General features: G+C 60.6%; 11 protein-coding genes and 1 tRNA gene. 7 read left to right on the forward strand and 5 right to left on the reverse strand.

The window, feature by feature from the left end; genetic code table 11:
- The first annotated feature begins 9 nt into the window (after nucleotides 1-9).
- A complete protein-coding gene (locus M5C71_RS19930; RefSeq protein ID WP_248768570.1) occupies nucleotides 10-1,239 on the forward strand; it encodes a multifunctional CCA addition/repair protein in 1,230 nt (409 codons plus the stop codon).
- Here the strand turns inward: M5C71_RS19930 and folK are convergent.
- Together folK and folB are read right to left on the reverse strand one after the other, a co-directional pair.
- Nucleotides 1,236-1,760 (reverse strand): 2-amino-4-hydroxy-6-hydroxymethyldihydropteridine diphosphokinase, encoded by a 525-nt coding sequence (gene folK / locus M5C71_RS19935; protein ID WP_103495706.1) that lies wholly within the window; start codon nucleotides 1,758-1,760, stop codon nucleotides 1,236-1,238. The genes M5C71_RS19930 and folK overlap by 4 nt on opposite strands.
- Nucleotides 1,751-2,104 carry a dihydroneopterin aldolase gene (gene folB, locus M5C71_RS19940; protein WP_100938508.1) on the reverse strand — a complete coding sequence of 118 codons (354 nt, stop codon included), beginning with the start codon at nucleotides 2,102-2,104 and terminating at the stop codon, nucleotides 1,751-1,753. Before folB ends, folK begins: the two co-directional genes overlap by 10 nt.
- Nucleotides 2,105-2,178: 74 nt before the next feature.
- Here folB and plsY point away from each other — a divergent pair, with 74 nt between their 5' ends.
- Nucleotides 2,179-2,748, forward strand: a complete 570-nt coding sequence (plsY, locus tag M5C71_RS19945; protein ID WP_100938509.1) for a glycerol-3-phosphate 1-O-acyltransferase PlsY — start codon at nucleotides 2,179-2,181, stop codon at nucleotides 2,746-2,748.
- 46 nt (nucleotides 2,749-2,794) lie between these two features.
- Here the strand turns inward: plsY and tsaD are convergent, their stop codons facing one another.
- On the reverse strand, nucleotides 2,795-3,820 hold the full coding sequence (tsaD, locus tag M5C71_RS19950; RefSeq protein ID WP_103495704.1) for a tRNA (adenosine(37)-N6)-threonylcarbamoyltransferase complex transferase subunit TsaD: 1,026 nt from the start codon (nucleotides 3,818-3,820) through the stop codon (nucleotides 2,795-2,797).
- Between the two features lie 198 nt (nucleotides 3,821-4,018).
- Between tsaD and rpsU the strand changes: the two genes are divergently transcribed.
- The 5 genes from rpsU to M5C71_RS19975 all read left to right on the forward strand — a co-directional run bounded on the left by rpsU (nucleotide 4,019) and on the right by M5C71_RS19975 (nucleotide 12,310).
- The gene (rpsU, locus tag M5C71_RS19955) at nucleotides 4,019-4,234 is read left to right on the forward strand and encodes a 30S ribosomal protein S21 (RefSeq protein ID WP_002551877.1); all 216 of its coding nucleotides are present in this window, start codon (nucleotides 4,019-4,021) and stop codon (nucleotides 4,232-4,234) included.
- A 241-nt stretch (nucleotides 4,235-4,475) separates the two neighbouring features.
- Nucleotides 4,476-6,440, forward strand: coding sequence for a DNA primase (gene dnaG / locus M5C71_RS19960; protein ID WP_152741053.1), 1,965 nt, complete (start codon nucleotides 4,476-4,478; stop codon nucleotides 6,438-6,440).
- A gap of 67 nt (nucleotides 6,441-6,507) precedes the next feature.
- Nucleotides 6,508-8,358 carry an RNA polymerase sigma factor RpoD gene (gene rpoD, locus M5C71_RS19965; RefSeq protein WP_103495702.1) on the forward strand — a complete coding sequence of 617 codons (1,851 nt, stop codon included), beginning with the start codon at nucleotides 6,508-6,510 and terminating at the stop codon, nucleotides 8,356-8,358.
- Nucleotides 8,359-8,477: 119 nt separating this feature from the next.
- Entirely contained in the window at nucleotides 8,478-12,218 is a 3,741-nt protein-coding gene (locus tag M5C71_RS19970) for an EAL domain-containing protein (RefSeq protein WP_248768571.1), read from the forward strand.
- A gap of 15 nt (nucleotides 12,219-12,233) precedes the next feature.
- Nucleotides 12,234-12,310: transfer RNA gene (locus tag M5C71_RS19975), tRNA-Ile, on the forward strand.
- Nucleotides 12,311-12,432: 122 nt separating this feature from the next.
- Here the strand turns inward: M5C71_RS19975 and M5C71_RS19980 are convergent.
- Both M5C71_RS19980 and M5C71_RS19985 read right to left on the reverse strand, forming a co-directional pair.
- Nucleotides 12,433-12,858: a hypothetical protein gene (locus M5C71_RS19980; RefSeq protein WP_248768572.1), complete on the reverse strand. Its 426-nt coding sequence runs from the start codon at nucleotides 12,856-12,858 to the stop codon at nucleotides 12,433-12,435.
- A gap of 352 nt (nucleotides 12,859-13,210) precedes the next feature.
- Entirely contained in the window at nucleotides 13,211-13,393 is a 183-nt protein-coding gene (locus M5C71_RS19985) for a hypothetical protein (protein ID WP_248768573.1), read from the reverse strand.
- Nucleotides 13,394-13,435: the final 42 nt, after the last annotated feature.

The raw sequence follows: 13,435 nt of genomic DNA on the forward strand, positions 1-13,435 counted from the left end.
AGGTTTTTCATGCAGATTTATAAAGTCGGCGGCGCGGTCCGCGATCGCCTGCTGGGTCAGCCGGTTACCGATATCGACTGGGTGGTGGTGGGTGCCAGCGCCGAAGAGATGCTCGCCAAGGGATTTCGCCCGGTCGGTGCGGACTTTCCAGTTTTTCTTCATCCATCCAGTGGCGAGGAATATGCCCTGGCCCGAACCGAACGCAAAAGCGGACGCGGTTATGGCGGGTTCACGTTCCACGCCAGTCCCGATGTCACCCTGGAAGAGGACCTGATCCGCCGGGACCTGACCATCAATGCCATGGCTGAAGACGAGCACGGCAAGCTGACCGACCCCTATCATGGCCAGGCGGATCTCGCCGCCCGCCTTCTACGTCATGTTTCCCCCGCATTTGCCGAAGATCCTCTCCGTGTTCTGCGCGTTGCCCGCTTTGCCGCGCGCTATGCCGCCATGGGTTTCAAGGTGGTCCCCGAGACCCTGGCCCTGATGCGTCAACTGGCCGAATCGGGCGAACTGCAGGCCCTGACACCAGAGCGCAGCTGGAAAGAAATCTCCCGGGCCCTGATGGAAGACCAGCCCCAGGTGTTTATCCAGGTGTTGCGCGACTGCGGCGCGCTCGCCGTGCTGTTTCCGGAAGTCGACGCGCTGTTCGGGGTGCCGCAACCCGAGGCCCATCACCCGGAAATCGACAGCGGCGTACACACCCTGAGCGTCCTGGAGCAAGCCGCACGCCATCAGCAACCACTGACCGTGCGCTGGGCCTGCCTGCTGCACGACCTCGGCAAGGGGCTGACACCCGAAAGCGAGTGGCCCAAGCATATTGCCCACGAGTTCAAGGGACTGAAGCTGATCAAGGCGGTGAACGAGCGCTACAAGGCGCCGCGCGACTGCCAGGAACTGGCCTTGCTGGTGGGCGAATACCACACCCATGGCCATCGTGCCCTGGAGCTCAAGGCTTCGACCTTGCTGGAGTTGTTGCAGAGTTTCGATGTCTATCGACGCCCGCAACGTTTCGAGGAGTTTATCGCCTCGTGCGAGATGGATGCGCGGGGACGCCTGGGGCTGGAGGAGCGGACTTATCCACAGGCGGATTATCTACGCGGGGCGGCGGCGGCCGCCAAGGCGGTCGCGGTTCAACCGCTGCTGGAGCAAGGCTTCAAAGGGCCGGAGTTGGGTGAAGCGCTCAAACGTGAGCGCCTGAAAGCCCTCAAGGCCTACAAGGAGCAGGCCGCAGGCTAGGTGCGCAAAAGATCAGGGGGCGTCAGTTGCCCCCCACGCCATTCAAACGCCACGGGGGCCAGCACCTGATCGATCTGCGCCTCTTCCCACAACATTGCGAAAGACTTCCCCGCCTCTGGATGCAAACGGTCCGGCGCAATCAGCGCCAACGGCCACAACACAAAGGCATTCTTGAGAATTTCCGCCCGCGGCAGGATCAGCCCGTCGAAATTCCCGACCTGCTCACCATACAACAGCACATCGATATCCAGCGGCAGGCCCTTGCGGTCCGGCGCATAACGGCCATTGTCGGCCTCGATGAACTTCAACCGGCGGTCCAGCTCCAGCAACGGCAGGTCGGTAAACGCCGACACCACCAGATTGAAGAACGGCCCGCTCTTGATGCCCACCGGCTGGCTTTCGAACACCGCCGAACAGCGGATATCCACCAGGAACGCGGCCAGTGCGTCCAACCCGGCACACAAGTGGGTTTCGCGCTCGATATTACTGCCGAGCCCGAGATAAACCTGAGTTAGCGACATCCGCGCTCAATCTCCACGCCCACGCCCCTGGCCGCCGCAACGGCCCCCGGCTTGGTCAGTTTGAGGTGCAACCAGGGAATCTGGAACTCGCTCATCAGCACCTGGGCCAGACGTTCGGCGAAGGTTTCCACCAGTTGGAACTGCGACTGCTCGGCAAACAGCTGGATGCGCGCAGAAACACTCGCATAATCGAGAGCCAGGCTCAGATCGTCGCCGGCCGCCGCCGGGCGGTTGTCCCAGGCAAAACTGAGATCAAGGCGCAGGCACTGACGGATGCCGCGCTCCCAGTCATAGGCACCGATCACGGTGTCGACTTCCAGGCCCTCGATAAACACTCTGTCCAAGCACTTCTCTCCGCAGCACGACAAGGGCGCAATGCGCCGTTAGAATCAGGGCGTCCCCGCCCGGAATAGTTAGCATGTTTTGGTTACTGGCGATCCTCGCCTACCTGCTCGGCTCTCTGTCCTTTGCCATTTTGCTCAGCCGCCTCACGGGAAATCCCGATCCGCGAATGAGTGGCTCGGGCAATGCCGGCGCGACCAACATGCTGCGCCTGGCCGGCAAGAAGCTGGCCATCCTGACCTTGCTCGGCGACCTCTGCAAAGGCCTGCTGCCGGTGCTGATCGCCGGCTACGCCGGGCTGTCGCTCCAACAGCAAGCCTGGGTCGGGCTCTGCGCCGTCCTCGGCCACCTGTTTCCGTTGTACTTCCGCTTTCGCGGCGGCAAAGGCGTCGCCACGGCCGCCGGCATGCTGCTGGGGCTGTATCCCCCCGCTGCCCTGCTGGCCCTGCTGACCTGGCTGCTGACCTTCTACCTCACCCGCACCAGCTCGCTGGCCGCCCTGATCGCCACGCCACTGACCCTGCCGCTGCTGGCCTGGCAGGAACCGGCCGCATTGCTGCCGATGAGCGTGGTGACCGGGCTGATCGTCTGGCGCCATCGCGGCAATCTACGCGACCTTTTCGCAGGGCGCGAACGACATTTCTGATCCTGATCGTGAAGGTGACTCACGCGCCACCTTGCACCGATCCCACTCAAATCGCCGACAACTGCTCCATCGGCCAGCGTGCCTGCACGCTGATCGCCAGGCTTTCCTTCTGTCCGGCCTGCAAGCGCTGGCACCCGGCAAACGCAATCATCGCGCCATTATCGGTGCAGAACTCGGGACGGGCATAGAACACGTCGCCCTTCATCTCACCGAGCATCTTTTCCAACGAAACACGCAGGGCCTTGTTGGCGCTGACGCCCCCGGCGATCACCAGACGCTTCATGCCCGCCTGCTTCAACGCACGCTTGCACTTGATGGTCAAAGTCTCCACCACCGCCTGCTGGAAGGCCAGCGAGATGTCGCAACGGGTTTGCTCGCCGTCGTCTCCAGTGCTCGCGCACTGCTGCCAGGTATTCAGGGCGAAGGTTTTCAAACCACTGAAACTGAAATCCAGCCCCGGGCGATCGCACATCGGCCGCGGGAAGACGAAGCGCCCCGCTACACCCTGCTCGGCCAGGCGGGCGATTTCCGGACCGCCCGGATAATTGAGCCCCATCATCTTCGCGGTCTTGTCGAAAGCTTCGCCGGCCGCGTCATCCAGGCTTTCCCCCAGCAACGCGTATTGGCCGATGCCATCGACCCGAACCAACTGCGTGTGCCCGCCGGAGACCAACAAAGCGACGAACGGAAACTCCGGCGGTCGCTCCTCCAGCATCGGCGCCAGTAAATGGCCTTCCATGTGATGCACACCCAGGGCCGGTATATCCCAGGCAAAAGCCAGGGCCTGGGCGCACGAAGCCCCGACCAGCAAGGCCCCGACCAGGCCCGGACCGGCCGTGTAGGCAATCGCGTCGATCTCGGTCGGCGCGCAGTCGGCCTCGGCCAGGACCTGGCGGATCAACGGCAGCATGCGCTTGACGTGATCGCGTGAGGCCAGCTCCGGCACCACGCCACCATAGGCGCGATGCAAGTCGATCTGACTGAACAACGCATCGGCGAGAAGCCCGCGTTCACTGTCATACAGCGCGACGCCGGTTTCGTCGCAGGAGGTTTCTAATCCCAGTACTAGCATGGGTTTGCGCCTTGTAGAGGCTAGATTCGAAGGCGCGCATAATAGTCGTCACTCCAGGCCCCTACCAGCGGTTTTCGATCAGAGGCTTTGCATTCCGCGTCATGAGGGGTTAACATCCGCAACCCTTAAAAACCGACGATCTCCAGTGCGCTTTTGCCTGAGGACGTCGACCCCGGTAATGAATGAAGGTAGCTCTGGATGCCAGCCGTCAAAGTTAAAGAGAACGAACCCTTCGACGTAGCTCTGCGTCGTTTCAAGCGCTCCTGCGAAAAAGCCGGTGTTCTGGCTGAAGTTCGTAGCCGCGAATTTTACGAGAAGCCGACTTCGGAGCGTAAGCGCAAGGCAGCAGCTGCTGTTAAGCGTCACGCCAAGAAAGTTCAGCGCGAACAGCGCCGCGCCGTTCGTCTGTACTAATACACAGACGTTCGTTGCAAGCTTCTGCCAAGCCCGGCCCTCAGCCGGGCTAATGGCATTTGCGGATATCGCTTGATGCTTCACCGTCGAAGCCGCCGATGCGACCCAGACGAACCTGCTTGACCCCGTCAGACCTGGCACTTGCCAGCGGTGCGCGTCTTTCTGACGAGCCTTCCAAGGCTACCGACGAGCACACCCTTTCCGTTCCAGCTATCGAGCACTCTGCGATGATGAGAACGCCATGGCCGGGCTAATTCCCCAAAGCTTTATTGACGACCTTCTCAACCGCACCGACATCGTCGACGTGGTGAGTTCCCGTGTGCAACTGAAAAAAGCCGGCAAGAACTACACCGCCTGCTGCCCGTTCCACAAGGAAAAGACACCGTCCTTCAGCGTCAGCCCGGACAAGCAGTTCTACTACTGCTTTGGCTGCGGCGCTGGCGGCAACGCCCTCGGCTTCCTCATGGACCACGACAACCTGGATTTCCCCCAGGCGATCGAGGACCTGGCCAAAGCCGCCGGCATGGAAGTACCCCGCGAGGAAAGCGGACATGCGCGCAAACCGCGCCAGCCGACCGATTCGCCGCTCTACCCGCTCCTGACCGCGGCCGCCGACTTCTATCGCCAGGCCCTGAAAAGCCATCCGGCGCGCAAGGCGGCGGTGGACTACCTCAAGGGCCGCGGCCTGACCGGTGAAATCGCCCGGGATTTCGGCCTGGGCTTTGCCCCGCCGGGCTGGGACAACCTGTTCAAGCACCTGTCCAGCGACACCCTGCAGCAGAAAGCCATGATCGACGCCGGCCTGCTGATCGAGAACGCCGAAACCGGCAAGCGTTATGACCGTTTCCGCGACCGCGTGATGTTCCCCATCCGCGACAGCCGCGGCCGGATCATCGCCTTCGGCGGCCGAGTACTGGGCGACGACAAGCCGAAATACCTGAACTCCCCGGAAACCCCGGTGTTTCACAAGGGCCAGGAACTCTACGGCCTGTTCGAGGCGCGCAAGAACAACCGCAACCTCGACGAAATCATCGTCGTCGAAGGCTACATGGACGTCATCGCCCTGGCCCAGCAAGGCCTGCGCAATGCCGTCGCGACCCTGGGCACCGCCACCAGCGAAGAACACCTCAAGCGCCTGTTCCGCGTGGTGCCCAACGTATTGTTCTGCTTCGACGGCGACCAGGCCGGCCGCAACGCCGCCTGGCGCGCACTGGAAGCGACCCTGAGCAGCCTGCAGGATGGCCGCCGCGCGCGCTTCCTGTTCCTGCCCGAAGGCGAAGACCCGGACACCCTGATTCGCGCCGAAGGCACCGACGCCTTCCGCGCCCGGATCAACCAGCACGCGCAGCCCCTGGCGGATTACTTCTTCCAGCAACTGACCGAAGAAGCCGATCCACGCTCGCTGGAGGGCAAGGCGCACATGGCCACCCTCGCCGCGCCGTTGATCGACAAGGTGCCGGGCGCCAACCTGCGAACCCTGATGCGCCAGCGCCTCACCCAGATCACCGGCCTGACCCACGAAACCGTCAGCCAACTGGTGCACAGCGCACCGGCCGATGCGCCGCCGGCTTATGACCCCGGTATCGACTATGACGCCATGCCCGACTATTCGGACTATCATGTTCCCCAGCAGGAGGCTTACGCGCCCCAGCAGGAGTGGACGCCGAAAAAGCCCGGTGCGGGCGGCAAGAAGTGGGACAAGAAGCCCTGGGACAAGAACGGCAAGCGCGGCGGCGACCGCGACGAGCCCCGCGGCCCGCGCATCCCGGCCGCCGTCGAGCCGCCGACGCTCACCGCCCTGCGCACCTTGGTCCATCACCCGCAACTGGCCGGCAAGGTCGAGACCGCCGGTCACCTCGCGGACGAAGAAAACACCCATGCACAGCTGCTCGTGGCCTTGCTCGAAGCCGTGCAAAAGAATCCTGGGCTAAGCTCATTTCAACTGATATCGCGTTGGCACGGCACTGACCAGGGTCGATTACTCACCCGTCTGGCGGAAAAGGAGTGGCTGATTGAAGGAGAGAACCTTGAACAACAGTTTTTCGACACCATAACCAGCTTGTCAGCCCGTCAAACCGAGCGAAAGCTGGAACAACTCATCAGGAAGTCGCGACAAGGCGATTTGAGCGCTGAAGACAAAATTCAGCTGCTTGAGCTGCTAAAACGCAATCTTCCTGCATCAAACCCGACCTCAACTGGCGCGTGAGGTCATAGCTCGGGTATAATCCTCGGCTTGTTTTTTGCCCGCCAAGACCTTCAGTGGATAGGGTGTTATGTCCGGAAAAGCGCAACAGCAGTCTCGCCTCAAAGAGTTGATCAGCCGTGGTCGTGAGCAGGGTTACCTGACTTACGCCGAGGTCAACGACCACCTGCCGGAGGATATTTCAGATCCGGAACAGGTGGAAGACATCATCCGCATGATCAACGACATGGGGATCAACGTATTCGAGAGTGCTCCGGATGCGGATGCCCTTTTGTTGGCCGAAGCCGATACCGACGAAGCCGCTGCCGAAGAAGCAGCGGCTGCGTTGGCGGCCGTGGAAACCGACATCGGTCGCACTACTGACCCGGTGCGCATGTACATGCGCGAAATGGGTACGGTAGAGCTGCTCACACGTGAAGGCGAAATCGAAATCGCCAAGCGTATCGAGGAAGGCATCCGTGAAGTGATGGGCGCAATCGCGCACTTCCCTGGCACGGTTGATCACATCCTCAGCGAATACGATCGTGTTACCAGCGAAGGCGGTCGGCTGTCCGACGTCCTGAGCGGCTACATCGACCCGGACGACGGCATTGCGCCGCCGGCCGCCGAAGTACCGCCGCCTGTCGACGCCAAGGCCGTTAAAGCCGACGACGACACGGACGACGAAGAAGCCGAAGCCAGCACCGACGACGAAGAAGAAGCCGAAAGCGGTCCCGATCCGATCATTGCCGCACAGCGCTTCGGCGCCGTGGCCGAGCAAATGGAGATCACCCGCAAGGCCCTGAAAAAGCACGGTCGCAACAACAAGGCGGCGATTGCCGAACTGTTGGCCCTGGCCGAGCTGTTCATGCCGATCAAACTGGTACCGAAGCAATTCGAAGGCCTGGTCGAGCGTGTTCGTGGTGCCCTGGATCGCCTGCGTCAGCAGGAACGCGCCATCATGCAGCTGTGCGTGCGTGATGCCCGCATGCCGCGTGCCGACTTCCTGCGCCAGTTCCCGGGCAACGAAGTCGACGAAAGCTGGACCGATGCACTGGCCAAGGGCAAGAGCAAATACGCCGAAGCCATTGGTCGCGTACAGGCCGATATCGTTCGCTGCCAGCAGAAGCTGACCGCGCTCGAGACCGAAACCGGCCTGACGATTGCCGAGATCAAGGACATCAACCGTCGCATGTCGATCGGCGAGGCCAAGGCCCGCCGCGCGAAGAAAGAGATGGTTGAAGCGAACTTGCGTCTGGTGATCTCCATCGCCAAGAAGTACACCAACCGCGGTTTGCAGTTCCTCGACCTGATCCAGGAAGGCAACATCGGCCTGATGAAGGCCGTGGACAAGTTCGAATACCGTCGCGGCTACAAATTCTCGACTTATGCCACCTGGTGGATCCGTCAGGCGATCACTCGCTCGATCGCCGACCAGGCCCGCACCATCCGTATTCCGGTGCACATGATCGAGACGATCAACAAGCTCAACCGCATTTCCCGGCAGATGTTGCAGGAAATGGGTCGCGAACCGACCCCGGAAGAGCTGGGCGAACGCATGGAAATGCCTGAGGACAAGATCCGCAAGGTATTGAAGATCGCTAAAGAGCCGATCTCCATGGAAACCCCGATCGGTGATGACGAAGACTCCCACCTGGGTGACTTCATCGAAGACTCGACCATGCAGTCGCCAATCGATGTTGCTACCGTTGAGAGCCTTAAAGAAGCGACACGCGAAGTACTCTCAGGCCTCACTGCCCGTGAAGCCAAGGTTCTGCGCATGCGTTTCGGCATCGACATGAATACCGACCACACCCTTGAGGAAGTCGGCAAGCAGTTCGACGTTACCCGTGAGCGGATTCGCCAGATCGAAGCCAAGGCGTTGCGCAAGCTGCGCCACCCGACGCGAAGCGAGCATTTGCGCTCCTTCCTCGACGAGTAAGACCAAAACCCCCGGCTCGCCGGGGGTTTTGCTTTCTGCAGTTTCCCTTCTCTCTGCCCGCCGTCCGTGCGCTGCCCGTCTACACTCGAATCATTCCTCCGAGCCATAACGAGACCGTTATGCCCAGACTGTCGGCCCTGCTTCTGTTTTTGCTGCTTACCTGGACCGCTACGGCTGGCGCGTTGAATCTTACCGATGATGAACGTGACTGGCTGAAAGCCCACCCGCAATTGCGCCTGGGTGTGGATGCCTCATGGCCGCCCTTTGAGTTCAGGGGCGAAAATGGCGCTTACCAGGGACTGACGAGCGATTACGTTCACCTGATCGAAAACCGCCTGAACATCACGCTCAACCCCATCGAGCCGGTGAATTGGACCGAGGTGCTGGAACAGGCGAAGGCCGGCCAGATCGACCTGCTGCCCGGCATCATGTCGACCCCGGAACGGCAAGCCTATCTGTCCTTTACCCGCCCTTACCTGGATTTTCCGATTGTCATCCTGGCCCATGAAGGCGGCGCCAACCCCCATGACATGAAAGAACTCTATGGCCTGAAAATAGCCGTGGTGGAGAACTACGCACCCCACGAGCTATTGCGCAGCCATCATCCGGACCTCAACCTCGTCCCCATGCCCAATATCAGCTCGGCCCTGCAGGCCCTGGCCACCGATGAGGTCGATGCGGTCATCGGCGATCTCGCCTCCAGTGTCTGGAGCCTGAACCAGCTCAAGCTCGAAGGGCTCTACGTCAGCGGTGAAACGCCCTATCGCTACCAGTTGGCGATGGCCGTGCCCAAGGAACAGAAAGTCCTCGTGGGGATTCTCGACAAGGTCATGGCCGACATGACCGTCGCCGAAAAGGAGACGATCCAGAACCGCTGGGTGGGCAACGTCCTGACCAGTCGCTCCATCTGGGCCGATCTACTGCTTTACGGCTTGCCCTGTGCCCTGCTGCTGATCGCCATACTGGCTGCGGTCATTCGCATCAACCGCCGCCTGAGCTCGGAAATATCCCAGCGCGTGGCCCTCGAGCAGGAACTGCGCAGTAGCGAATACCATTACCGCGGCCTGGTGGAGAGCCTGTCGGCCATCGCCTGGGAAGCGCGCATGGACTTCACCTACACCTACGTCTCGCCCCACGCCGAAGCCTTGCTCGGTTATCCGCTGGCCCATTGGCTGATTCCCGGCTTCTGGCGCAGCATCACCCACCCTGCCGACCTGACCCGTGCCCAGGCCTTCTGCGACAAGGAGATCATCGAGGGCCGCGACCACACGCTCGACTACCGGGTGATCAGCGCCGACGGTCGCACGCTCTGGGTCCGCGACCTGGTCAGCCTGATCGAACACGACAGTGAGCCGCTTATCCGTGGCCTGATGATCGACATCAGCGAAACCAAACGGACCGAAGAGGCGTTGCGCCTGTCCGAACAGAAATTCGCCTCGGTCTTCCAGCAATGCCCGGACATCCTGGTGATCGCCCGCCTGTCCGACGGCCACCTGCTGGAAGTCAACACCGCCTTCGAGGAACAGATCGGCATGAGCGCCCGGGAGGTGATCGGGCATACCGCTACCGAGCTCAATATCTGGGGCATCGACGGTGTCGGCTCGGGACTGCTGGAGCGGTTAAGGGGCGGCAGTATCCGTAACCTGGAGATGCCCTTCAGGCGCAGCAATGGCCAAATGTTCACCGGACTGATCTCCGCCGAGCCCTTCGAACTCGACACCACGCCGGCCCTGGTGGTGGTGGTCAGGGACATCAGCCAGCTCAAGCAAACCCAACAACAACTGCAAACCTCCGAAGAAAAGTTCGCCAAGGCCTTCCACGCCTCCCCCGACGGTTTGCTGTTGAGCCGGCAAAGCGACGGCCTGCTGCTGGAAGTCAATGAAGGTTTCAGCCACCTCACCGGCTACAACAGTGCCACCTCGCTGGATCGATCGACCCTGGAACTGGGCATCTGGGTCAACCTGAACGAACGCAAACACATGCTCGAACTGATGCGGCGCGATGGTTTCGTCCGCGATTTCAGCTGCCATATCCGCCGCAACGATGGGCAGATCCGCCTGTGCGAAGTGTCCAGCCGGCCGCTGCCGATCGGCGGAGAGGATTGCATGCTGACCATCGCCCGGGACATCACCGAACGCCACGTCATGCAGGAAAAGCTGCAACAGGCCGCCACCGTCTTCGAAAGCACTGCCGAAGGCGTACTGATCACCGATATCCAGCAACACATCAGTGCGGTCAATCGGGCCTTCAGTGAAATCACCGGCTACAGCGAAACCGAGGCCCTGGGCCACACCCCGCGCCTGCTTGCCTCCGGCCAGCATGACAGCGCCTTCTATGCGGCCATGTGGCACCAGTTGACCGCCGAAGGTCATTGGCAGGGGGAGATCTGCAACCGGCGCAAGAACGGCGAGCTCTATCCTAGCTGGCTGACCATCAGTGCCGTGCGTAACCGCGAGAACGTCATCACCCACTTCGTCGCCGTGTTCGCCGACATCTCCAGCCTGAAACATGCCCAGGCGCGCCTGGACTACCAGGCCCACCACGACCCGCTGACCGGCCTGCCCAACCGCACCCTGTTCGAAAGCCGCCTGTTGGCCGCCCTGAACAGCCAGGCCGAAAACGGCGGCCAGGGGGCGGTGCTGTTTCTCGACCTCGACCGTTTCAAACATATCAACGACAGCCTCGGCCATCCGGTTGGCGACCTGCTGCTCAAGGGCATCGCCGTCAGGCTCAAGGAGCAACTGCGCGACGTCGACACCGTGGCCCGACTGGGCGGCGACGAGTTCATCATCCTGCTGCCGGGCCTGCACCAGGCCAGCGACGCCACGCACTTGGCCAACAAGCTGCTGGGTTGCTTCGGCGCACCGTTCCAGGCGGGTGAACACGAGTTTTTTATCAGTGCCAGCATCGGCACCAGCCTCTATCCCAAGGACGGCAATGACGTCGCCAGCCTGATCAAGAACGCCGATGCGGCGATGTACCGCTCCAAGGCCAAGGGTCGTAACCGGGTCGAAAGCTACACCCGCGACCTCACGGCCCAGGCCAGCGAACGCGTGGCTCTGGAGCACGAACTGCGCCGGGCCATCGAGCGCCAGGAACTGCAACTGCTCTACCAACCCAAGATCAGTCTCCACGGCGGTCAACTGGTGGGGGCCGAGGCCTTGATTCGCTGGCAGCATCCGACTCTGGGCGAGGTACCACCGGAGCATTTCATTCCGCTGGCCGAAGAAAACGGCATGATCCTGCAGATTGGCGACTGGGTGCTGGAGCGCGCCTGCCGGCAGATGCAGCGCTGGAACAGGACCCATGGCGACTTCGGTCCGCTCTCGGTCAACCTCGCCGGCGCGCAGCTACGCCAACCGAACCTGCTGGCACGGATCGAGCAATTGCTCAGGGATTACCGGCTTGAGCCCGGCTGCCTGCAGTTGGAGATCACCGAAAACTTCATCATGAGCCAGGCCGAGGAGGCCCTGGAGGTCCTGCATCAACTCAAGCACCTGGGGGTGCAATTGGCCATTGATGACTTCGGCACCGGCTATTCGTCACTGAGCTACCTCAAGCGTCTGCCGTTGGATGTGTTGAAAATTGACCAGTCGTTCGTCCGTGGTTTGCCGGACGATCCCCATGATGCCGCTATTGTGCGCGCCATCATCGCCCTGGGCCGCAGCATGCAGTTCACAGTGATTGCCGAGGGTGTGGAGAACCAGGCACAGCAGGATTTCCTGGCTGTCGAAGGGTGCGAACAGATCCAGGGTTACATCGTCAGCCTGCCGCTACAGGCCGAAGAATTCGCCGCGACCTTCCTTCATATGAGGCTTTCGGAGTTTTCGGATAGCCCCCGCGAGAAACCATCGCTATAATTCGCGGCCTACTGAGGGCCTATAGCTCAGTTGGTTAGAGCAGAGGACTCATAATCCTTTGGTCCACGGTTCAAGTCCGTGTGGGCCCACCACCTCTGAAGGCCGCGTGTTACGCGGCCTTCGCATTTCTGGCACAGCGCATTTTCCGGCTCTAAAAAGGGCCAAAAGTCGCCTTCCGTCCAAGATTCGTCCAATCTCAAAAATTCACACCATTTCAAGCAAATGGTCGGTCATCTAGATGGGATGAGGTCGATCCCTCGAGCAGAGCATCCACAACAGCCCGAGCCATTTCTACCGAGTGAAGCATGCCCCAGAACAGGGATCGCTCCACCGGATTCGTATGCAAGCTGATTTCGTCACCGTTCAGTTCGGCTGCTTCGAGCAATTTCGAGACGTAGATCAGCGCGTCCTGAGCCTTGACGCCTGGTTGGATGGCAAAAATCGAGGGTTTGAGAGGGTCAGCGTGGTCGATGGTTTTGGATACGGTTAAAGAGAGGGTATCCAGCAAGCGAGCTGTATAAGGCGGAATTGTTTTTACTGGAGTGTTGGCACTATCCGCAATGCCATGGGGAGCACTGCCACCATCTGGCTTAGAATCTTTGGACGAGGGAGGCGGATCGGGGGTGATTTTCTTGACCACGAGTAAAACTCCTTCCGAATTACTTGGGGAGTTCGCCAACTTTCTCTTGTCCAGTGAAAAGGTGGCGAACTGTACGCGGGTGGACAAACCGGGGGATTAGGACCCGGCACACACAAAGTGTCCCACGCACAGCCCGCCATAACGCAGGCACAACGACACCGCTCTCACGGCATTGTGCGATTAATCCTAAATAAACCACGGGTGTCCAGTCCGCATCGCTGATTTTGCAGCGATGGTCAAAATGTAGTTTCCGTACTTGGTTGGAGCAACTTGAAAAACGTATGCAAATGTATGTTCCTCAAGAAGCACACACCCAATGCTGAAATCATCTGCTGGAGGCGACTCTTCCAGATCACTCCTTTTTCGACAGGATGTGCAACGTCTTGGCCAAGGCATGCTGATTTAGCCGTTGCTCCTGGCGAACACCATGCAACGGTATTTCAACACGTAATTGTTGATATATGGCATAGACGCGCACGCGTGATTCAGGCGGGCGACGTGCCACCAAATCGGTGAATTTCTTAGTCATTGTCATAACCCACTTCCTCAAGGTATCCAGGGAAATTTTCCACGGTTT

Source organism: Pseudomonas sp. MWU12-2345 (assembly GCF_023242385.1).
In the GTDB taxonomy this organism is placed as follows: Bacteria; Pseudomonadota; Gammaproteobacteria; order Pseudomonadales; family Pseudomonadaceae; genus Aquipseudomonas; species Aquipseudomonas gingeri_D.

Excerpts from the sequence above, each read along its gene's own strand:
- folK (WP_103495706.1), bottom strand. The coding sequence starts at position 1,760 with ATGTCGCTAACTCAGGTTTATCTCGGGCTCGGCAGTAATATCGAGCGC.
- dnaG (WP_152741053.1), top strand. The coding sequence starts at position 4,476 with ATGGCCGGGCTAATTCCCCAAAGCTTTATTGACGACCTTCTCAACCGC.
- rpoD (WP_103495702.1), top strand. The coding sequence starts at position 6,508 with ATGTCCGGAAAAGCGCAACAGCAGTCTCGCCTCAAAGAGTTGATCAGC.
- M5C71_RS19930 (WP_248768570.1), top strand. The coding sequence starts at position 10 with ATGCAGATTTATAAAGTCGGCGGCGCGGTCCGCGATCGCCTGCTGGGT.
- plsY (WP_100938509.1), top strand. The coding sequence starts at position 2,179 with ATGTTTTGGTTACTGGCGATCCTCGCCTACCTGCTCGGCTCTCTGTCC.
- rpsU (WP_002551877.1), top strand. The coding sequence starts at position 4,019 with ATGCCAGCCGTCAAAGTTAAAGAGAACGAACCCTTCGACGTAGCTCTG.
- M5C71_RS19970 (WP_248768571.1), top strand. The coding sequence starts at position 8,478 with ATGCCCAGACTGTCGGCCCTGCTTCTGTTTTTGCTGCTTACCTGGACC.
- tsaD (WP_103495704.1), bottom strand. The coding sequence starts at position 3,820 with ATGCTAGTACTGGGATTAGAAACCTCCTGCGACGAAACCGGCGTCGCG.
- M5C71_RS19985 (WP_248768573.1), bottom strand. The coding sequence starts at position 13,393 with ATGACAATGACTAAGAAATTCACCGATTTGGTGGCACGTCGCCCGCCT.